The organism is Limnobacter sp. UBA7229, assembly GCF_002473065.1.
Classification (GTDB): Bacteria; Pseudomonadota; Gammaproteobacteria; order Burkholderiales; family Burkholderiaceae_B; genus Limnobacter; species Limnobacter profundi.
Genome location: NZ_DKTN01000016.1, coordinates 50,227 through 70,283, shown reverse-complemented (window position 1 = coordinate 70,283; position 20,057 = coordinate 50,227). Strand labels below are relative to the sequence as shown.

Below are 20,057 nucleotides of genomic sequence, written 5' to 3'. Positions count from 1 at the left end.
GGTCATTAAATCAACCCGAAAAATTCCCACAAGGATATAACAGGGCACACATCATGCACAGCAACTCATTGAATTCAAAGCAAACTCAAGCTTCCCCCTACAGTCGCGCTTTTGCAGGAGCCACCCTTCTGCCCGCGTTGCTGGTGACTATATTGTCCAGCGCCTTGTTGCTGGGTTGCGGCCAGGGCGCTGATGCCCAGGCCCCTGGTGGCCCCGGTGCTGGCCAGGCAGCACCTGTACCCGTGGTTGAGGTAAAAACCGAACCGCTGGAATTAACGTATGAGTACCCTGCCCAAATTGCCGGCCTGCGCGAAGTTGAAATTCGTGCCCGAGTGGCCGGTATTATCGAGCGCCGCCAGTTTGAAGAGGGTGGTCGAGTGAAGAAAGGCCAATCTTTGTACAGCCTGGACAATGCTCCCTACCAAACTGCTTTGGTCCGTGCTCTGGCCGATGAAAATGCGGCCAAGGTTCGCGCTGCGCAAGCCGAACGCGATTACAAACGGGTCATGCCTCTGGCCGACAGCAAAGCGGTGTCGCAATCTGAATTGGACAATGCGCAATCTGCATTTGAAGTGGCCAAGGCAGATTTGCAGGTTGCCAGTGCTGCGGTTCGCACGGCTCGCCTGAACCTGGAGTATGCGCGGGTTGAATCGCCAGTGAATGGCTTTGCAAGCCGCTCGCTTTACTCCGAAGGCAGTTTTGTATCAGGCCCTTCCGAGTTGCTGACCACAGTAACGCAGATCGACCAGGTCTATGTGAACTTTGGTATTCCTGAAAAAGACCACGAACAACTGCGCAAAGGCATTGCAAGTGGTGCGGTTGCTTTGAGCAATGGCGATTTGGTGGTTGAGGTGCTCGGTGCCGATGGCAAACCCATGGGATTGAAAGCCAAGCTGGGCTTTCAGGATGTGCGTGTGAACCCGGCCACCGGTACGGTCGATGCACGTGCCGTGTTGGCCAATGACAAGGAAGTGTTAAGCCCGGGACAATTTGTACGTGTGCGTGTGAGTGGCGCAGTGCAAAAAAACGCCGTGTTGTTGCCACAGCGCGCGGTGCTAGAGAATCCTGAGGGTGGAAAAGTGGTGATGACGGTCAGCCCTGAAAATACTGTGGCACCACGCCCTGTGCAGGTTGCGCAGTGGAAAGGTGACCAATGGGTAGTAACCGATGGACTGGTTGCTGGCGACAAAGTGATGACCGACGGGTTCATGAAGGCCCCACCCGGAACACCCGTACAACCCGTGATTGCAGGCGCTGACGCGCAAGACGCAGCACCAGCAGCCACTGAGCAAAAGCAATAAGGGGTCACACATGTTTTCGAAATTTTTTATCGACCGGCCTGTGTTTGCGGCCGTGTTGTCGATTTTCATCATGCTCGCCGGTTTGGCTGCCATGCGTGGTTTGCCGATTGCGCAGTACCCTGAAATTGCACCCCCAGTGGTGCAGGTTCGTGCAGTGTATCCAGGTGCTTCCGCAGAGGTAATTGCCAGCACCGTGGCCGCGCCCATTGAAAACGCCATCAACGGTGTTGAGAACATGATGTACATGAGCTCGACTTCGGCCAGCAGTGGCGTGGTTGAAATCATGGTGACGTTTGAGATTGGCACCGATCCTGACCAAGCCGCTTTGAACGTGAACAACCGCGTGAAGCAAGTGGAAAACATTTTGCCGCAGGAAGTACGCAGACAAGGTGTGACGGTGAACAAGGGTTCGTCGTCATTCTTGCAGGTGTTGGCGTTTTACTCGGAAGACGGCAGGTTCGATGACTTTTACACCTCGAACTACGTGACCTTGAACGTGCTGGACCGTATCAAGCGGATTCCGGGTACGACCAACGTTCAAATTTTTGGTGCCAAAGATTATGCAATGCGTATCTGGATCAAACCGGATCGCATGGCGCAATTGAAGTTGACCGCCGGGGACATTGCCGCGGCCTTGAACGAGCAAAATGCACAGTTTGCAGCGGGTAAAGTTGGCCAGGCGCCCAACAACAACGGCCAGGAACTGGTCTACACCATCACGGCGCAAGGCCGACTGCAAGATGTTGAGGAGTTCGAGAATGTATTGATACGGGTGAACCCGGATGGTTCGTCCTTGCGCTTGAAAGACGTTGCCCGCGTGGAATTGGGATCCAAGGATTACGACTTTACCGGTCGTATCAATGGCAAGCCAGCGACACTGGTGGGTGTGTTTTTGCAGCCCGGTGCCAATGCGCTTGAAGTGGCTCAAACCGTGAAAGGCACGGTCGATGAAATTGCGGCAGATTTCCCGGAAGGACTAGACTATGCGGTGCCTTATGACACCACACGTTTTGTGGAAGTCTCGATTCGCGAAGTGGTAAAAACACTGATTGAAGCGATGATTCTGGTGTTCATCGTGGTGTATGTGTTTTTGCAAAACTGGCGCGCCACGCTGATTCCGATTCTGGCTGTACCCGTGTCCCTGTTGGGTGCGTTTGCTGGTTTGTACCTGTTGGGCTATTCCATTAACACACTGACCTTGTTCGGCATGGTGCTGGCCATTGGTATTGTGGTGGACGACGCCATTGTGGTGCTGGAAAACGTTGAGCGAATCATGCATGAAGAGGGCTTGGGTGCCCGCAAAGCCGCGATCAAGGCCATGCAGGAAGTAACTGGCCCGGTGATTGCGATTGTGCTGGTGTTGTCGGCCGTGTTTATTCCGATTGGCTTTCTCGGTGGCTTGACGGGTGAACTGTACCGCCAGTTTGCGATCACCATCGCGATTGCGGTGATTGTGTCGGGCATCGTGGCGCTGACTTTGACGCCAGCTTTGTGTGTGATGCTGTTGAAACATGAGCACAAAAAACCGGGCAAATTTTTCACCTGGTTCAACGACTGGTTTGGCCGTGTCACCACCAAATACGTGGGTGGCGTGAAGTTCATCAGCATGCGCCCTGCCATTGGTATCGGCTTGTTTTTGGTCATGCTGGTGGTAACCGCTGGTTTGTTCAGGGCTACACCCGGTTCATTGGTACCCGATGAAGACCAGGGCTACTTTATTGCTGCGGTGTTTTTGCCTGATGGCGCTACTTTGCAGCGCACAGACAAGGTGGTGGCAGAAGTGGTGGATGCAGTGGCAGCCAACCCGGCCAATGAGTATTCCGTGGCATTCACTGGGTTCGACTTTTTGGGTGGCAGTTTCAAGAACAACGCGGCCACCATGTTCGTGACCCAGCGCCACTGGGATGAGCGCGAAGCTGTAACCGGGGAGCTGGTGGGTGAATTGTTTGGCCGCACGGCCGGCATTCAGGAAGGTTTGGTGCTGGCCTTTGCCCCACCTCCAATCTTCGGTTTGGGCAATGCAGGTGGCTTTGAGTTTTACATTCAAAATCGCGGCGAGGGTGGCCCGGCTGAACTGGCCAAGGTGATGAATGACTTCATTGCCAAAGCCAACGCCGATCCGCGCCTTGCGGGTGTACAAACCTTGTGGCGTCCCGGTACTCCTCAGTTGTATGTGGATGTTGACCGCGAACGTGCCCGCGCAATGGGTGTGAATGTGAACGAGGTGTTTGATACCTTGTCGGCAAGCCTGGGTACGTACTATGTGAATGACTTCAACAAATTTGGCCGCACGTGGCAGGTGTTGATGTCGGCTGATTCGCAATACCGCAAAAGCCCAACCGACATCGGCAATATGTATGTGCGCTCCAACAAAGGCGAGATGATTCCGATTTCAGCTTTTGCAAAAGTGGAGTTTTCACAGGGGCCGGAAACTTTGGAGCGTTTCAACAATCTACCCGCGGTGAAATTGCTGGGCAGTGGCGCACCCGGGGTTAGTTCTGGCGAAGCCATCAAGGCGATTGAAGACATTGCAGCAGAGGTGTTGCCCGACGATTTCAGCTACGACTTCTCGGGTGCTTCCTTCCAGGAAAAGCGTTCTGCGGGTTCATCCAGCTTTGCCCTGATTTTGGGTGCGCTGATGGTGTTCCTGATTTTGGCGGCACAGTATGAAAAGTGGACACTGCCGTTCTCGGTGTTGCTGGCCATGCCGTTTGGTTTGTTTGGTGCCTTGCTGGCAGTGTGGATGCGCGACATGACCAACGATGTGTATTTCCAGATTGGCTTGGTAACCTTGCTGGGCCTGGCGGCCAAGAACGCGATTTTGATTGTGGAATTTGCTGTGTTGAAACGCGAGGAAGGCATGAGTGCCCTTGAGGCTTCTCTGGAAGCGGCCCGTTTGCGGTTCCGCCCCATCTTGATGACCTCGTTTGCGTTTATTCTAGGGGTCGTTCCGTTGGCGTTCTCCAGCGGTGCGGGTGCCGGCGCACGAACAGCGGTGGGCACTGGTGTAATGGGTGGCATGACTGCCGCCACATTGCTGGCCATTTTCTTTGTGCCCCTGTTTTACCGTCTGATTGACAGAAGTGAGAAAGGTGGGCGACACCATGGTGATGAAGAGGAAGCAAATGATTCATCCAATCAATCTACAACGAACAAAGGGGGCGACCATGTTTAAAGCCCTTCCCAAAACTGCGATCGCCTTGGGCTTGACCTTGGCGCTGACCGGCTGTGCCTCTAGCATTCCCTTGCTGGACAGGTTCACCGCCAAGCCCGAGCAGCCTACCCAGGTGGTGGTGCCTGAAAACGCCAAAGGCGTGGGAATGAGCCAGGTTCAGAACGAAGCCTGGTGGCTGTTGTTGGGCGACCCTGCGTTGACGGCAGTGGTTGAACAGGCCTTGAAAAACAACACCGATGTGCGTTTGGCCAATGAGCGCTTGAATGAAGCCGGTGCAGTGCTGGGCATTGCGAAGTCCCAGCAGTGGCCTTCCATTTTTGGTCAGTTCACAACGGGTCGAAATCGTCCCTCACAGGCTGGCAACGTGCCTGTATTTGGTGGGCAGAATGTGTATGAAAGCCAGCAGTTTGGCATTGGCGCCACTTGGGAGCTCGACCTGTGGGGCCGAATTGGTGCCTTGGAAGATGCAGCCCGTGCTGGCTTTATGCAGCAAGGCTATAACGTGCGCGGCGTGCGCTTGAGCGTTGCAGCAACCGCAGCCTCGCTTTATACCCAAGTGCGCGTGTTGGGCTTGCAAGTGAAGGTACTTGAGCAAACCCTGGAAAGCCGGGACTCGGCCTACAAACTTGCCAAGCAGCGTTACGACGTGGGTTTGAGCAATGAACTTCAATTGCGCCAAACCGAAGCGGAATTGCTGGCAGTGCGTGCGCAGTTGCCCGACACCCGGGAACAACTGGCCCGGGCGCAAAATGCGTTGGCGGTGATTGTCGGCGGAAACACACCGGAGTTGCCCAACTTGGCCGTGGAAAATCTGGAATTGACCAAGCTGTTCATATTGCCGGAAAACACACCTTCAGAATTGTTGCTGCGCCGCCCCGATTTGGCTGCAGCCGAGCAACAATTGCTCGCGGGTGAAGCCAACCTGGAAGCGGCTCGCAAAGCCTTTTTCCCAACAATTGGTTTGAGCGCCTTTGGGGGCCGGGAAAGCGCAGATTTAAGCGATTTATTCAGCGGGCCAGCCCGAATCTGGAGTTTCCAGACTCAAATTACACAGCCAATTTTCCAGGCGGGTCGTTTGTTTGATGAACGAGATGCAGCCGTGGCGCGCCGCAATCAAGCAGTGTTGCAGTACGAAGCCAGCATTCGCACTGCATTCCAGGAAATTTACGACGCGATCGTGGCACAGCGTGAAGCGCGTGAGCGCTTACAGGCGCGACAAGAGCAGGTTCAAACCCTGACCCAAGTGGTTCGCCTGGCGCAATTGCGTGTGGACAATGGCGTGGCCAACCAGCTTGAACTGCTGGATGCACAGCGCAATTTGTTGAATGCACAACTCAGTTGGGCATCGGCCTGGCAAAGCCAGCAAGGTGCAAGCCTGGCGATGATCCGTGCGTTGGGCGGTGGTTTCAAGGCCGAGCAAGTGGCCTTGAAAGAATAAGCGCTTGAAAAATGCAGTACCTCAAACGGCGGCCTGGCAACTGGTCGCCGTTTTTGCTTGATGCATTGAACTTTCACCGGCCTGTGATATAACCAAAACGGGTTAACCCATAGCATTCACCAAACATTCAAACAAAGGAGTTGGAGATGGCAGGTTATTTCGAATTAAGCAAAAGCAGCGACGGTCAGTTCAAATTTGCCTTGAAAGCGGGCAACCATGAAACCATTTTGACCAGCGAGCTTTACAAAACCAAAGCCGCCGCTGAAAACGGAATTGAGTCGGTTCAGAAAAACTCCGGTGACGCTGCACGCTACGAGAAAAAAGTGGCTGCCAACGGCAAACACCATTTCAACCTGAAAGCCGCCAATCACCAAATTATTGGCTCCAGCCAAATGTACGCCAGCGAGGCGTCCTGCGACGGTGGCATTGAGTCGGTGAAAACCAATGGCAAGTCGACCACGGTCAAAGATTCGACAGCCTGATTTTGATTGCAAATCATGCGGGGGTACACCGCATGGTTTGCCGCACTGCGGTAGAGCAAATCCACTATCGGTTCCGTAACTTCCCGGTTATGATCAAATCATGACATCGAAGAATGTCATCTTGAGCAAAAACCGTCGGAGACCTACCATGACCGCCACCACTGCTGCGCGAAGAAAAGCCGCGCGTCCCGCGTCCAACACTGACGTGCCTTTGAAGCAACGCAATGTGAAATTTGATTGGTCGGAAACGCCGATTGACTGGATTCCCAACGAGCCCTATGCCAGCTATTTCATCAACGAGATCAACCTGATTTTGCCTGCTGGCGAATTCTGGTTTTGTCGGCTGTACAACAAGGCTCTGCCCTTGGTGACCGATGAAAAGTTGAAAGAGGACGTACGCGGATTCATCAAGCAGGAAGCCATGCATGCACGTGGGCACAGCTCGGCCACCGAGGAGTATCTCGCCGAGCGCGGCATCAAGACCGAGCGCAATCAGCAATTGATGAAATGGTTGTTTGATGTGGTGCTGGATGACACGCCTTTCGGCAAGAAAGTGCCAACCTGGCTGGAACGTCGCTGGTTACTGGCGCGATTGGGCTTGGTGGCGACCATTGAACACATGACCTGCGTGTTGGGCATGTATGTGCTTGAAAACAAAAAATGGGATGAGCTGAATTCAGACCAGGTATTGCTGGACCTGATTCGCTGGCACGGTGCAGAAGAGGTGGAACACCGTAGCGTGGCCTTTGATTTGTACAAGCATTTGGGGGGCGATTATTTGTCCCGCTATTACCTCGCCGCCATCGTGGTGCCAATGATTATTGGCTTGTGGGTGGATGGCGCGGCCAACATTGCCGGGCAAGATCCTCGTTTTGCCAAGAAAAAACCTGCGGTGTACAAACCATGGATGTGGGTTGAATGGTTCAAGGCCTCGCGCAAGCAGTTGTTGCCCAATCCACTTTGGCTGCTAGTACAGCAGTTGCCCTATTTCAGCCCCTGGTACGATCCTTCCAAGGAAGGTTCAACCCAGCTTGCACAGGATTACTTGAATCAGTCCTTGGCTGCCATGGCTGCTGGGGCGATTGCTGCGAACATGAAAGTGCCAGCCTAAGCTTACAACAGGGGTAATCTTCCGAACTTTCCACAGCTTGCCCTGTCCTAGTGACGATGGTATGTTGCTGCTTATGACAATAATGGTTCGATCTCTTTTCATGTGGCTTATGTTGCTTGCGTTGCCTGTTCAGGGCATGGCGCAGGCCAGCATGTTTGCGTGCCATTTGAACGGGAATTCAAGCAGCGCCGGTCAGGCAATTGACCACAGCACCATGAGCCATGGCGCAATGAACCACGACGGCATGGACCACAGCATGCACAACATGGATGCACAAGCCGATCCTGACTCGTCCAAAAAATTGATGAAGTCGCTGCACGGTTGCTGCAACTGCGCGCCCACCTGCGCGGTGGTACTGTTGCCCGTGGCACAAGCCAGCTTTACCCCCATTTTGCAGGATGCAACGCATCCTGTTTCTGTAGCTCAACTACCCCATTCTGCCGACACTCGCCGGATAGACCGACCGCCCAAAACCCTCGCCATTTAATTCGTGCGCATGCCTGGCTGAACGTGCCTGCATGCCCTGTATATTGAATGATCGCGAGGACTTATGAAGTTTCATCCCCTATTCGCGCTGCCCTCAGTGGTATTGGTGTTGGCATGGCCCGTGCATGCCGAGACACCCGCGCAAGAACTTGAATATGAATCGGTGTTCGAGGGCTACCAGGCCTACTCCGACCCGGAAATACAAAATTGGCCGAAGGTGAACCAGCTGGTTGAAGAAATTGGCGGTTGGCGTGTATATGCCCGTGAACCTTATGAAGAAAAAAAGGAAGGCAAACCCACAGAAGGCTCGTCAGTGGATGCTGAAAGACCACCTGCGACCAAGCCACCCGCATCCACACCCCACCACCACAGAGGTGCGCGATGAACACCCCCCGTATTCTGAAAAAGACAGCTATCGCGTTGGCGGTGTTGGTGCTGGCGGGCTGCGCCACGGTCAACATCAGTGAGTCGGTGGATCAAACCAATCAGGAATTGAATGGTTTTACCAACGGCAAACTGAGCCTTGTTCAAACCGATGAACAACGCCAGGCCATGGCTTCCAAGGCCAGTGAAATTCTGAAAGAACCGTTGAGCCAAGCTGCTGCGGTTGAACTGATGCTGACCCACAGCCCGCAGTTTCAAACCGTGTTGGCCGAGAACTGGGCACAAGCTGCGCAAGCTGCACAAAGCGGTCGAATTCACAACCCGGTTTTTGCCTTCGAGCGTTTGCGAATCAAGGATGAGCTGGAACTGGGGCGCTTGCTAAGTTTTGGCCTGCTGGATTTGCTGAGTTTTCCCGCACGCCAGGGCATTGCCCGCACGCAAATTGACCGTGCGCAGTTACAGCTCACAAGCAGCGTGGTGGACCAGGTTACCCAGGTTCGCCAGGCCTGGGTAGATGCAGTTGCCGCCCAACAGGCACACACTTATGCCCAGCAGGTGTTTGAAAGTGCTCAAACCAGCGCTGAATTGGCCCGCCGCATGCAGGAAGTGGGCAACTTCACCCGCTTGCAACGCGCACGCCAGCAAAGCTTTTATGCCGATGCTGCGCTTAATCTTGCTGCCACACGGCACAAAGCCACAGCCACCCGCGAAGCACTGGTGCGCATGTTGGGGTTGAACACCGAGCAAGCTGCGCAGCTGAAGTTACCCGATCGCCTGCCCGATTTGCCTGAAGCCCCCAAAGCCGCGTCTGATGTCGCCAAACAAGGCGAAAACCGTTTGGACATTCGCATGGCCAAGCAGGGTTTCGATGCCAATGCCAAGGCACAAGGTTTGGGCAATGTGGCCAGTTTTCTGGACATTGAAGCCGGCATACGCTACGACACCATTTTCGAAAATGACACCGGTGAGCGCAACAACAAAAAAGGGTATGAGCTTGAATTGGCCCTGCCAATTTTTGATTGGGGCGGCATGAAGCGCGATACTTTCAATGCCAACACACTGGCTGCAGCCAACCGGCTTGAGGCCACCTTGCGCAGTGCGCAATCCACCCTGCGGGAGAGCTATTCCGCTTACCGCACCACCTACGACATTGCACGCCACTACCGCGATGAAATCATTCCACTGCGGCAAACCATCGCCGATGAAAATGTGCTGCGTTACAACGGCATGTTTATTGGGGTGTTCGAGCTGTTGGCAGACAGCCGCGACCAAGTGAACGTTGTGGTGCAAGCCATCAATGCCCAGGCCGATTTCTGGCGGGCCGATGCCGCTTTGCAGGCCACTGTGGTGGGCAAGCCCATGATGGTGTCGGTCAGTGGTGCGGCTGCAAGTGCTGGCGGTGATGCTGGCGGTGGCCACTAAATGAAAGGATATTGAACATGACTTCCAGACGAGAATTTTTCAAGGCCGCTGCACTGACTGGCGGCGCGGTGGCTGCGGCCAGTGTCAGCAAGGTGGCCATGAGCGCTTTGCCTGAACCCATTTTACAAACATCGCCCGACACCATGCCCCCCTTGGTGCCCAACACCGGGCGCCCTTACAACCCGGTGGTTACATTGAATGGCTGGACATTGCCTTGGCGCATGAACAATGGCGTGAAGGAATTCCACTTGGTGGCCGAGCCCGTGTTGCGGGAAATGGCACCGGGCATGACTGCCCACCTGTGGGGCTACAACGGCCAAAGCCCTGGCCCCACCATTGAGGTGGTGGAAGGCGACCGCGTGCGGATATTTGTGACCAACAAACTGCCTGAGCACACCAGCATTCACTGGCATGGCCAGCGCTTGCCCAACGGCATGGATGGTGTGACCGGTTTGAACCAGCCAGGTATTCCAGCCGGTAAAACCTTTGTGTATGAGTTTGAAGCACGCCGGCCTGGTACCTTCATGTACCACCCGCATGCGGATGAAATGGTGCAAATGGCCATGGGCATGATGGGTTTTTGGGTAACACACCCGAAGAATAAAAATCCGTTGATCAGCGAAGTGGATCGGGATTACTGTTTTTTGTTGAATGCCTACGACATTGATCCTGGTGCCTACACACCGAAAATCATGACCATGCTCGACTTCAATTTGTGGACCTGGAACAGTCGCCTGTTCCCGGGCATTTCACCTTTGGTGGCACGCAAAAATGACCGAGTGCGTTTGCGTGTTGGCAACCTGACAATGACCAATCACCCCATTCACATTCATGGCCATGAATTTGAAGTGACTGGTACCGATGGTGGGCCCACACCGAAAAACTCACGCTGGCCTGAAGTAACCGTGGACATTGCGGTGGGCCAAATGCGGCAAATGGAATTCATTGCCAGCGAGGAAGGCGACTGGGCATTCCATTGCCACAAAAGCCACCACACCATGAATGCCATGGGCCACGATGTGCCCACCATGATCGGCGTGGACCACCGGGGCATGACCAAAAAAATCACGAATCTGATTCCTGATTACATGGCCATGGGTGAGCGCGGCATGGCCGACATGGCTGAAATGCAAATGCCGCTGCCGGATAACACCATTCCAATGATGACCGGTGACGGCCCATTTGGTTCGGTCGAAATGGGTGGCATGTTCAGCATGCTGAAGGTGCGAAAAGATCAAAAACCCGGTGATTATTCCGACCCTGGTTGGTACAAACACCCTGAGGGCACAGTGGCCTATGAATTCACAGGTGAGCTGGCCAAACCCAAACGCAGCAGCAACGCTGGGCAACCCAGCATGAAGTTGGCACAGAAAAACCAGCCGCACATTGAACTGCAGGTGCGTAAACCTACAGGCCATTCAGGGCACTAAGTGAGCAAGCAGCCATTTTGAGTAAAGGAATGTAAATGTTTAAATTTTCAGGAATCGTGTTGGCGTGTGCTGCGTTATTGGGGGGAGTGAACAATGTTGCGCTTGCCCATGGTGAAAAAAAGCACAGCAGTGCACCGGTGGTGAAAGAGCAAACCGATTGGGGCATTGCGGGTGATGCCTTCAATGTGGCGCGCACGATTGATGTGAGCATGGGCGATGACATGCGCTTTAAGCCCGGGCGGCTTGCAATCAAAGAAGGGGAAACCATTCGCTTTCGGGTAAAAAACACCGGCAAACTATTGCATGAATTCGTGATCGGTACGCAAGCCGAAAATGCAAAACATGCGGAGTTGATGTTGAAGTTTCCAGGCATGGAACACGACGAGCCCTACATGGCGCATGTGGACGCTGGTCAATCTGGCGAAATTGTCTGGACCTTTAACCGGGTGGGTGAGTTTGAATTTGCATGCCTGATCGCAGGTCATTTTCAGGCGGGTATGGTGGGCACAATCACCGTGGCTGCCAATTAATCTTTAAAGGAGTTAAATCATGAAAAATTCATTGAAACTGAGTGCAATTACCCTGGCCTTGTTGGCTGCAAATGCAGCCAATGCCAACGACCACACTGTGCATGTGGGTGGTCAAGGCCATACGCACAAAGCCGAAGCCAAGGGTGCTGCTCAAGCTGAAATGGCCGATGGCGAAATTCGCAAGATCAACAAAAACACTGGCAAGATCACTGTGAAGCACGGTGAAATCAAAAGTGTTGAAATGCCGCCCATGACCATGGTGTTTGGTGTGGCCGACAAAGCCATGCTGGAAGGCCTGAAGGAAGGCGACAAAGTGAAGTTCAATGTGAAGCAGGAAGGTTCGAACTACACAGTCACCGAAATCAAGAAAGCGCAATAAAGTTTTGACTGTGGAGTATTACCTGTAGGAAATCAGGCCATTGGGTTTGGCAGCAAATGCTTCCAGCCCATTGGCTTGTTCTGCCAACACGCCTGAAATTTCACCTTCAAAATGGGCTTGCTCATTGAAGCTTGCCAGGCTGATGCCCCGTTGCCCAAACAACAGTTTGCTGACACTGCAATTGGTGATCATCCAGTTCAAGTTGAATGCGTTGGTATCGGGCAATTGCAACAGGTTTTGCGCAACTGCCGTAATTGGCCCACCCGAGGTAAACACTGCCACATTCGCTGAACCCGACCCGTGTTTTAGTTGCATCGCTTGAGCGGTCACTGAGCCCAGGCCGCTCATTACCCGGGTTTTGAATGTGCGCCAACTTTCCGGGTAGTCGGTGTCGTGTTCACCGCTCACCCAGCGCAAAATCGCTTTTTCAAAAATTTGCTGAAATGCCTTGCGGGGGTCTGCGTTCTGCATCACCTGTTGCTCGAATGCATCGGGGTCGTCGTATTGCCCAATCAGCGCTTGCAATATGGCCTCGTGGTCGTATTCGTTCAAGCCCGCATGCTGTATCGGCTCCTGAAATACACCATAGGTGCTTGCAAAGGCCTGGGCAGTTTGCAAGTGCCGGTTCATGCTGCCGCTGAAAAAACCATGCAGGCGAATTTTTCGGGCCTTGAACCAGGCGCCCAACTGGGCTGCCTGAAGTCGTCCAAGCTCGGACAAATTGTCGTAATCCGCGCTGTCAAAACTGGCTTGCCCGTGGCGAATCAAATAGATGGTACCCATGCGTGTTCAGCCCAGTTTCCTGATCAGCGATTTACAACGCCAATCAAAATAATTCACCATAATCCAGAAGTTTTTGAATGCCGGGTTGCGGGTTTGCTTGTGGTGGTAGCGGTAATAAATTTGCTGTGCAATCACGGCAATACGGAACAAGCCAAACACTTCGTAGAAGGTCCAGTTGTGGGTGTGTATGCCGGTTTTCTGCATGTAGTAATCCACCATTTCCTGGCGCGTCATCATGCCGGGCAGGTTAGAGGGTTGGCGCTGCAACATTTTCATCAGGAAGTTGTCGTCGGCTTGCACCCAATAGGTAATTACGCTGCCCAAATCCATCAACGGGTCGCCCACAGTGGCCAATTCCCAGTCTAGAGCCCCAATAATTTCGGTGGGATTGGTCGGGTTCAGCACCACATTGTCAAGTCGCCAGTCGTTGTGAATCATGCACAGCTTCACATCGTCGGGGCAATTCATGTCAAGCCAGCGCCTCACCTTGTTGAATGAACTTACATTCCATGTGCGTGCCTTGTCATAGCGCTGGTTCCAGCCGTCAAGCTGGCGGCGTGTATAACCACTGCCCTTGCTTAAACTATTTAGTCCGCTGGTGTGAATATCGATCTGGTGTAGCTCGATCAAACGATCCAGAAAGTTGATGCTGAGTTGTCGGGCTTCATCGCGGTCAAGCTGCACGCCACGTGGCATGTGCTTGCGCGGAATAATGCCTTCGATGCGGCGCATGACATAAAACTCGCTGCCAATCAGCGACTCATCCGCGCAATGCCCAACCATGGTCGGCACATAGGGGTACACCGGTTTCAACAGGCTTTGAATACGAAATTCGCGACCCATGTCGTGCGCACCTTTGGCTTTGGTGCCTTTGGGTGGGCGGCGCAGAATTAAATCGGCTTCGGGGTATTTCAAACGGTAGGTCCAGTTGGAAGCGCCACCAGAATATTGCGTTAACTCTGGCTTGTCGCTCAGCGTTAAACCTTTCGTGCGCAGCCAGCCTGTTACCACATCGGTATTCAACTCTTCGCCCTGGCGAACCGCACCACCTGTGTCGATGACCGATTTCGTGGACTCGGTCATTATTTGAACCCTCGCTTCATCATTTCAATGCGGGCAATCACCCCTTTGTGAACTTCATCGGGGCCGTCGGCCAGGCGCAGGCTGCGCGCCTGAATGTAAAAGCCAGACAGTGGCGTGTCGCGGCTAACGCCAGCTCCACCATGCATTTGAATGGCCATGTCTACCACCTGCTCAAGCACATTGGGCGCCACCACTTTAATGGCTGCAATCTCTGTCATCGCACCCAGTGCGCCAAGTTGATCCAGCTTCCATGCGGCGTAGAGTGTTAACAAGCGGGCTTGGTCAATGGCCAGCCGTGCTTCAGCCACACGTTCGCGGTTGCCGCCCAAATTAATCAATGGTTTGCCAAAGGCCACGCGTGAGATACCACGCTTGATCATCAGGTCCAGCGATTCCTCGGCGGCGCCAATGCAACGCATGCAATGGTGAATGCGGCCAGGGCCCAGTCTGCCTTGCGCAATCTCGAACCCTTTTCCCAAGCCAGCAATCACGTTGCCTTGGGGCACGCGCACATTGTTGAATTCCACCTCGCCGTGGCCGTGGGGTTCATCGTAAGTCCCGAACACCGGCAACATGCGTTTGATGGAAACGCCCGGCGTATTCAAAGGCACCAGCACCATGGTGTGTTGGTGATGGCGGTCCAGGTCAGGATTTTCTGTGCGCGCCATCACAATGGCTATTTTTGCACGCGGGTCGCCAATACCACTGCTCCACCACTTGGTGCCGTTGATCACCACTTCGTCGCCTTCCAGGGTGGCGGTGGCTTGCATATTGGTGGCGTCGCTGCTGGCCACATCGGGTTCAGTCATGCAAAAAACAGATCGAATTTCTCCCGCAAGCAGCGGCTCAAGCCATTCTTTTTTCTGCTCGGCATTGCCGTATTTCCACAGCACTTCCATGTTGCCGGTGTCGGGGGCGTTGCAATTGAACACCTCGGGTGCCATCAGGCTGCGGCCGGTTTCTTCGGCAATCAAGGCGTATTCCATCGTCGACAGTCCAGCACCCAGTTTTTCGTCAGGCAAGAACATATTCCACAAGCCCACCTCGCGGGCCTTGCTTTTCAGGGCCTCCATTTCAGGGGGAATACGCCAGTTGTTCCACTCGCGGCCATTGCACTGGGCTTCAATTTTGTCCCAGTAGGCGGCTTCAAGCGGCGCAATTTCGTTTTTCATGAAGGCGCGAACGCGCTTTACAAAGTCTTGCGCTTTGGCGCTTGGTTCAAAATTCACAACGGGTCTCCTGATTATTTTGATGGTTCGGCTTGTTTCCTCCGATATCATCCATGCTAACGGAAATTACAAGGTGTCAACAACATGCGTGTTTTGGGCAAAGTTTTGGTTGCGGTGGTATTGCTGCCAGCGGCGGTAATTGGTGGTGTGGTGTTGTTTGGTTCAACGCCTGTGGAACCCGTGGCCTGGAAGCCTGCACCCATGCCCAGTCTGACCTCGGGCCCATATGCCTATAATAATTTGTTGCAAGACGCGCAAGTATTTGGCACCTACAACCTGCTGCAGCCCGAGTCAATCGCACCCGGTGCAGATGGTTTGCTGTACACCGGAATGAACACAGGTGAAATTGTTAGATTCGATCCAAGCAAGTTGCAGGTTCCTGAAAGTCCCCAAACGACTCCTTTTGATTTGATCGCCAACACCAAAGGCCGCCCCCTGGGTTTGGTGTTTCATCCCGAAGGGTATTTGGTGGTGGCCGATGCAATCAAAGGTCTACTGAAAGTGAGCCTGCAGGGCGAGGTCATGGTGTTGTCGACTGAGTCAGAGGGTGTGCCATTCAAATTTGTGGACGATGTGGCCGTAAGTGCCGACGGTCGCTATGCCTATTTTTCCGACGCTTCCAGCAAGTTTGATTTGAACAGTTATGTGCTCGATATTGTGGAGCATGGCCCCAATGGAAGATTGCTCCAATATGACTTCCTCACCGGTGAAACCAAAACATTACTTGGCGGTTTGCAGTTTGCCAATGGTGTCACAATTTCAAAAGCTGGCGATTATGTGCTGGTGAATGAAACTGGAGAATACCGAATTGTTCGGTATTGGTTGCAAGGTGAAAAGGCTGGAACCAGCGATGTATTTGTTGATGGCCTGCCCGGCTTTCCCGACAATATCCGCACCGATGCCGACGGTAACTACTGGCTTGCAGTACCCAGTTTACGTGACCCGCTGCTCGATTCACTCGCCGACAAACCTGCTGTGCGCAAAGCAATGGCAAAATTATTGAACTACGTTCAATTCCCGATCAAGCCCAGGGCCATGGCACTGGCAATCAACCCGCAAGGCACCGTGATTGCCAACCTGCAAGCTGAGAAGGCTGGTGCCTACTATTATTACGTGACGCAGGTAACGCCCTTTGATGGCAAACTGTATTTTGGGTCAGTGCACATCAACGGAGTTGCAACTATTTCCAATCCACTGGGTCTGTCACCAAACGAATAAAACTGGAGAGAGAATAATGGCCAAAGCAGCAAAAAAACCCGACATGCCATCAATCAATATTGGTATCCCCGATGCCAAGCGTGCGGCGATTGCCCAGGCCCTTAGTCGCCTGCTGGCTGAAACTTACACCTTGTACCTGACCACGCACAACTTCCACTGGAATGTGACAGGCAAAATGTTCAACACCCTGCACACCATGTTCATGGGTCAGTACACCGAAATGTGGAATGCTGTCGATCCAATCGCAGAGCGTATTCGGGCACTTGGTTTTCATGCGCCGGGCTCCTACGCCGAATTCGCGAAGTTAAGCACTTTGAAAGACGCACCAGCCAAACCGCCCAAGGCCATGGAGATGGTGGAAATCCTGGCCAAGGGACATGAGGCGATTGCGCGCACTGCCCGAGAAATTTTCCCCATCATTGAAGACGGTGATGATCAGCCCTCGGCAGACATCCTGACGCAACGCATGGATATTCATGAGAAAACCGCCTGGATGTTGCGAGCCCTGCTGGAAGATTAAATCGGGTTGAGTGTTTTAACCCAAGCGGGGGGCCTCGGTTTTTGCCCTCCCTTTTTGCATCTGTTTTACCTTGCAGCGAGTAGTGTTAACGTGACTGAAAAAATTTCTCCAGACCCCAGCGACTTTGACTACGAGGCTGCGCTTCTGGCCTGCGCTCGTGGTGAAAAGTTTGCATTGCAGGCCATTTATGCGCGTGACAGTCGCTGGTTATTCGCCGTGGCGTACCGAATCGTGAAACGGCGTGAACTGGCCGAAGAGGTTTTACACGATGCCATGGTCAAGGTCTGGAATCGATCTCGGTTATACTCTCCCGCCTTGGGGTCTGCGCGCGGTTGGGTGTACACGGTGGTGCGCAACCAAGCGTTAAACACGGTGCGCAAACGGTTGATGGAAGTGTCTTCCGAAGAGCACGACGTACCCGAGCTGTCGACCAACGACAACCAGGAGCTGGCTCAGGAAGCTGAAAAGCTCAGTGTGTGTCTGGGCAAACTGGATGAAACCAAACGCAACGCCATTGTGCTGGCTTTTGTCGATGGTTATACCCACGAGCAAATTGCACAACGATTGAATTCGCCCCTCGGCAGCGTCAAAAGCTGGATACGCCGGGGATTGTTGAAATTGAAGGAGTGTTTGTCATGACAGAGACGACGCAGACAGAAGCCAAGATTGTTGAGGCTGGCGAGTACGTGCTCGGCGTGATGACAGATGCTGAGCGACAGGATTTCGAGCGACGCTTGAATCAGGACCCGGAGTTGGCCAAAGAAGTGAGCAACTGGACTGAACATTTTGCCGCCATGTCCAGAAAGTTTGAGCAAGTACCCGTGAGTGCTAAGGTGTGGACCAATGTGGAGAGCTCGATCGGCGTGGCTGGCGAGAAAACTGCATCTACAGCAACATCACCTTTCGCTTGGTTGTGGAAAGGGTGGGCTATTGCAGCCAGTGCGGCAGTGGTGGTACTGGGTGTGCAGTTGTTGGGAGCAAGCCAGGAACTTAATGATGGGCCTCGATACGTGGCTGTGATGAAGAGCCCTGACAAAACCACTGAATGGCTGGTTGAGGCTCGCCCCAACGACACCATTCGCGTGTATCAAATTGGTGGTTTGCCCATTCAAGGCAACCCGGCCAATATGGGTAAAAGTTTGCAGCTTTGGACCAAGGCTCCGACCGATGCTGGGCCTACCTCATTGGGGTTGATGGAATTGGGCAAGCCGCTTGAACTGCCTGCTGACATGTTACCCAAGCTGGTTGAACAGCAGCTGTTTGAGGTCACCTTGGAACCCGCTGGTGGATCTCCTTTGGGCAACCGACCTTCCGGAGAAATCATGTTTATCGGTACAGCGGTGGCCTTGAAGTGAGTGATTGAAATGTTCAAGGCGTAAAAAAACCCCGGTCTTTTGGACCGGGGTTTTTTTGTGCCTAAATTACTGGGCGATCGCCAAATCCAGAATATCTGTCGGTCCGGTTGCCCCACCGATCTGTCCAATTGCACTGCCTACATTGATACCACCGGCTGGAATTGCCGAAGCAGTGTGCAAAGTGGTTCTTTCACTTGGAGCTGATTTGCTTGCGAAAACCACAACAGCATCACCTGGATAGCGAATATCCAATGCTGAGCTTCTGGCCACAGCGAAAGGAATTGTATTCAGTGAGGTTGTCACACCCGAGGCAGGTATTTGTTGCACAAATTCCCTGCCAGTGGCATCGACTGCTAGCAAGCGCACGGTGCTTGTGCCTGGCACGCTGCTACCGTATGCAAGTGCAATGAGTTCACGAGTGGTTGGGGTAATTGCAGTGTTGTCAGCAATCGTTGCAGTGGTAGTCGAGGTGATTGTAATTGCCCTGTTCGAATCATCCGATCCAACAACGCGCAGGCCACCATTTGCAGGATTGAAGTCAACTGAATAATCAACGCTGTTATCAAGTGCAGTACCGCCCGACAATACACGCGCGGGCATTAAGGAGCTAGGTGCCGTTGAGTTGTTGGTTTGAAAAAGATTGGTTGACGTAAGCACGTATAGTGATTGTGGACGATTTGCTGGGTCAACCGTGTTTGTGCTGTAATCCATGCCAATCAATTCTTCGCCTGTTGCCAGCATAAAGGCTGTTGAAAGATTGCTGATTGTCGTTGGCTGAAGATATCTGAATGTGAAAAACTGTCGGCTTGCTGTCAGTCCAACAACTGTGGGGTTTGCGCGTTTTTTCTGTGCAAACGCCACCGGTGTCTCTCCTGCATTCAAAGTAATGTTGCCCACCTTAGTCGCCGCGTTGGATGAAGCGTCTGTGTTGATGCTGTACATGGCCAATTGGCCACCCACAACCATTGGTGCTAGTCCAATTGTTGTGTCCGCTGGTAAATCGAATCCAACAATATCGGTTGGGTCAACGCCCAATGTGGATTCGAGGGTCTGAATTCCGTCATTTGCAGGATTCTGCCCGTAAAGTACGTTGTTTGTTTCATCTAAGTTGAACAGCAAAGTGCCCCTGCCAGTCGCACTGAAGGTGTCGGTGTAAGCACTCTGGGTTACTTCAAAACCGGCGGGGCCGGTTGCCACGGTATTGACAGCTACTGCGCCATTTTCAACGTTTACAGCCCAGTTGGTATTGTTGCTACCAATTACACGCAGTCGGTCTACAACTGGGTTGAAATCGACAGAATATGTTTCACCAGCGGTCAACAAAACACTCAGTGTGCTTCTTTCCGTGGCCACATTACTTGCTTCTTCAACGCTGTAAAGTTTACTTGCGCTTGTTAGTAACCATAGGCGTCCATCGGCATTTCTATAGTCCGCGTCCACGATGGTTTCACCGGTACCTAACCCTGTGATTGATGATCGGGAAAGTACCGCTCCCGTCGTGTTGTCGATCGTGATTGTCGCGCCAGATGCCGTAATCAACACACCTTGATCGCCAAATGCTGTTGGTGGGATGGTGTTGTCATTGCTTGACAGGCATCCTGCAAGCACTACGCCTGACACTGCCAGTGCCAAGCATTTCATCTTGAATTTTTTCATTTCATCCCTCAGTCGTTGTTTAAAGCCGTTGTCAATCTTTTGTATGACACTTATAGAACACCGACAGTGAGTAAT

19 protein-coding genes are annotated in these 20,057 nt (G+C 53.1%); 15 read left to right on the top strand and 4 right to left on the bottom strand.

Annotated features, from left to right (window positions below):
- The first annotated feature begins 53 nt into the window (after nt 1–53).
- The 11 genes from B4C79_RS09325 to B4C79_RS09275 all read left to right on the top strand — a co-directional run bounded on the left by B4C79_RS09325 (nt 54) and on the right by B4C79_RS09275 (nt 12,138).
- Entirely contained in the window at nt 54–1,301 is a 1,248-nt protein-coding gene (locus tag B4C79_RS09325; RefSeq protein ID WP_171097158.1) for an efflux RND transporter periplasmic adaptor subunit, read from the top strand.
- A gap of 10 nt (nt 1,302–1,311) precedes the next feature.
- Nucleotides 1,312–4,476, top strand: a complete 3,165-nt coding sequence (locus B4C79_RS09320; RefSeq protein ID WP_171097160.1) for an efflux RND transporter permease subunit — start codon at nt 1,312–1,314, stop codon at nt 4,474–4,476.
- Complete coding sequence (locus B4C79_RS09315; protein WP_291742767.1) at nt 4,469–5,914, top strand: efflux transporter outer membrane subunit; 1,446 nt, start codon at nt 4,469–4,471, stop codon at nt 5,912–5,914. Before B4C79_RS09320 ends, B4C79_RS09315 begins: the two co-directional genes overlap by 8 nt.
- A gap of 146 nt (nt 5,915–6,060) precedes the next feature.
- The gene (locus B4C79_RS09310) at nt 6,061–6,396 is read left to right on the top strand and encodes a YegP family protein (protein ID WP_291742764.1); all 336 of its coding nucleotides are present in this window, start codon (nt 6,061–6,063) and stop codon (nt 6,394–6,396) included.
- A gap of 148 nt (nt 6,397–6,544) precedes the next feature.
- Nucleotides 6,545–7,507: a metal-dependent hydrolase gene (locus tag B4C79_RS09305; protein ID WP_291742761.1), complete on the top strand. Its 963-nt coding sequence runs from the start codon at nt 6,545–6,547 to the stop codon at nt 7,505–7,507.
- A 100-nt stretch (nt 7,508–7,607) separates the two neighbouring features.
- A complete protein-coding gene (locus B4C79_RS09300) occupies nt 7,608–7,994 on the top strand; it encodes a hypothetical protein (protein WP_291742758.1) in 387 nt (128 codons plus the stop codon).
- 63 nt (nt 7,995–8,057) lie between these two features.
- A complete protein-coding gene (locus B4C79_RS09295; protein ID WP_291742756.1) occupies nt 8,058–8,378 on the top strand; it encodes a hypothetical protein in 321 nt (106 codons plus the stop codon).
- Entirely contained in the window at nt 8,375–9,799 is a 1,425-nt protein-coding gene (locus B4C79_RS09290; RefSeq protein WP_291742753.1) for a TolC family protein, read from the top strand. The genes B4C79_RS09295 and B4C79_RS09290 overlap by 4 nt, the downstream gene beginning before the upstream one ends.
- Nucleotides 9,800–9,816: 17 nt before the next feature.
- Entirely contained in the window at nt 9,817–11,229 is a 1,413-nt protein-coding gene (locus tag B4C79_RS09285) for a multicopper oxidase family protein (protein ID WP_171097172.1), read from the top strand.
- 35 nt (nt 11,230–11,264) lie between these two features.
- A complete protein-coding gene (locus B4C79_RS09280; protein ID WP_291742748.1) occupies nt 11,265–11,759 on the top strand; it encodes a cupredoxin domain-containing protein in 495 nt (164 codons plus the stop codon).
- A 19-nt stretch (nt 11,760–11,778) separates the two neighbouring features.
- A complete protein-coding gene (locus B4C79_RS09275) occupies nt 11,779–12,138 on the top strand; it encodes a copper-binding protein (RefSeq protein ID WP_171097176.1) in 360 nt (119 codons plus the stop codon).
- An 18-nt stretch (nt 12,139–12,156) separates the two neighbouring features.
- On the opposite strand, the gene B4C79_RS09270 is transcribed toward B4C79_RS09275, so the two are convergent.
- The 3 genes from B4C79_RS09270 to B4C79_RS09260 are packed head-to-tail and all read right to left on the bottom strand — an operon-like array spanning nt 12,157 to nt 15,233.
- Nucleotides 12,157–12,921, bottom strand: coding sequence for a histidine phosphatase family protein (locus B4C79_RS09270; protein WP_291742742.1), 765 nt, complete (start codon nt 12,919–12,921; stop codon nt 12,157–12,159).
- 6 nt (nt 12,922–12,927) lie between these two features.
- Nucleotides 12,928–14,004 carry a phosphotransferase family protein gene (locus B4C79_RS09265; protein WP_291742739.1) on the bottom strand — a complete coding sequence of 359 codons (1,077 nt, stop codon included), beginning with the start codon at nt 14,002–14,004 and terminating at the stop codon, nt 12,928–12,930.
- The gene (locus B4C79_RS09260; protein ID WP_291742737.1) at nt 14,004–15,233 is read right to left on the bottom strand and encodes an acyl-CoA dehydrogenase family protein; all 1,230 of its coding nucleotides are present in this window, start codon (nt 15,231–15,233) and stop codon (nt 14,004–14,006) included. Before B4C79_RS09260 ends, B4C79_RS09265 begins: the two co-directional genes overlap by 1 nt.
- A gap of 84 nt (nt 15,234–15,317) precedes the next feature.
- Between B4C79_RS09260 and B4C79_RS09255 the strand changes: the two genes are divergently transcribed.
- The 4 genes from B4C79_RS09255 (at nt 15,318) to B4C79_RS09240 (ending at nt 18,326) form a co-directional block, all read left to right on the top strand.
- Entirely contained in the window at nt 15,318–16,451 is a 1,134-nt protein-coding gene (locus B4C79_RS09255) for an SMP-30/gluconolactonase/LRE family protein (protein ID WP_291742735.1), read from the top strand.
- Nucleotides 16,452–16,467: 16 nt separating this feature from the next.
- Entirely contained in the window at nt 16,468–16,971 is a 504-nt protein-coding gene (locus B4C79_RS09250) for a Dps family protein (RefSeq protein ID WP_171097185.1), read from the top strand.
- 90 nt (nt 16,972–17,061) lie between these two features.
- The gene (locus tag B4C79_RS09245; RefSeq protein WP_291742730.1) at nt 17,062–17,610 is read left to right on the top strand and encodes a sigma-70 family RNA polymerase sigma factor; all 549 of its coding nucleotides are present in this window, start codon (nt 17,062–17,064) and stop codon (nt 17,608–17,610) included.
- Complete coding sequence (locus B4C79_RS09240) at nt 17,607–18,326, top strand: anti-sigma factor (protein ID WP_291742727.1); 720 nt, start codon at nt 17,607–17,609, stop codon at nt 18,324–18,326. The genes B4C79_RS09245 and B4C79_RS09240 overlap by 4 nt, the downstream gene beginning before the upstream one ends.
- Before the next feature lie 66 nt (nt 18,327–18,392).
- On the opposite strand, the gene B4C79_RS09235 is transcribed toward B4C79_RS09240, so the two are convergent.
- Nucleotides 18,393–19,982, bottom strand: a complete 1,590-nt coding sequence (locus B4C79_RS09235; RefSeq protein ID WP_291742725.1) for a DUF4394 domain-containing protein — start codon at nt 19,980–19,982, stop codon at nt 18,393–18,395.
- Nucleotides 19,983–20,057 lie beyond the last annotated feature (75 nt).

Coding starts and splice junctions, on each gene's coding strand:
- B4C79_RS09325 (WP_171097158.1), top strand. CDS start 54: ATGCACAGCAACTCATTGAATTCAAAGCAAACTCAAGCTTCCCCCTAC.
- B4C79_RS09320 (WP_171097160.1), top strand. CDS start 1,312: ATGTTTTCGAAATTTTTTATCGACCGGCCTGTGTTTGCGGCCGTGTTG.
- B4C79_RS09315 (WP_291742767.1), top strand. CDS start 4,469: ATGTTTAAAGCCCTTCCCAAAACTGCGATCGCCTTGGGCTTGACCTTG.
- B4C79_RS09310 (WP_291742764.1), top strand. CDS start 6,061: ATGGCAGGTTATTTCGAATTAAGCAAAAGCAGCGACGGTCAGTTCAAA.
- B4C79_RS09305 (WP_291742761.1), top strand. CDS start 6,545: ATGACCGCCACCACTGCTGCGCGAAGAAAAGCCGCGCGTCCCGCGTCC.
- B4C79_RS09300 (WP_291742758.1), top strand. CDS start 7,608: ATGTGGCTTATGTTGCTTGCGTTGCCTGTTCAGGGCATGGCGCAGGCC.
- B4C79_RS09295 (WP_291742756.1), top strand. CDS start 8,058: ATGAAGTTTCATCCCCTATTCGCGCTGCCCTCAGTGGTATTGGTGTTG.
- B4C79_RS09290 (WP_291742753.1), top strand. CDS start 8,375: ATGAACACCCCCCGTATTCTGAAAAAGACAGCTATCGCGTTGGCGGTG.
- B4C79_RS09285 (WP_171097172.1), top strand. CDS start 9,817: ATGACTTCCAGACGAGAATTTTTCAAGGCCGCTGCACTGACTGGCGGC.
- B4C79_RS09280 (WP_291742748.1), top strand. CDS start 11,265: ATGTTTAAATTTTCAGGAATCGTGTTGGCGTGTGCTGCGTTATTGGGG.
- B4C79_RS09275 (WP_171097176.1), top strand. CDS start 11,779: ATGAAAAATTCATTGAAACTGAGTGCAATTACCCTGGCCTTGTTGGCT.
- B4C79_RS09270 (WP_291742742.1), bottom strand. CDS start 12,921: ATGGGTACCATCTATTTGATTCGCCACGGGCAAGCCAGTTTTGACAGC.
- B4C79_RS09265 (WP_291742739.1), bottom strand. CDS start 14,004: ATGACCGAGTCCACGAAATCGGTCATCGACACAGGTGGTGCGGTTCGC.
- B4C79_RS09255 (WP_291742735.1), top strand. CDS start 15,318: ATGCGTGTTTTGGGCAAAGTTTTGGTTGCGGTGGTATTGCTGCCAGCG.
- B4C79_RS09250 (WP_171097185.1), top strand. CDS start 16,468: ATGGCCAAAGCAGCAAAAAAACCCGACATGCCATCAATCAATATTGGT.
- B4C79_RS09240 (WP_291742727.1), top strand. CDS start 17,607: ATGACAGAGACGACGCAGACAGAAGCCAAGATTGTTGAGGCTGGCGAG.
- B4C79_RS09235 (WP_291742725.1), bottom strand. CDS start 19,982: ATGAAAAAATTCAAGATGAAATGCTTGGCACTGGCAGTGTCAGGCGTA.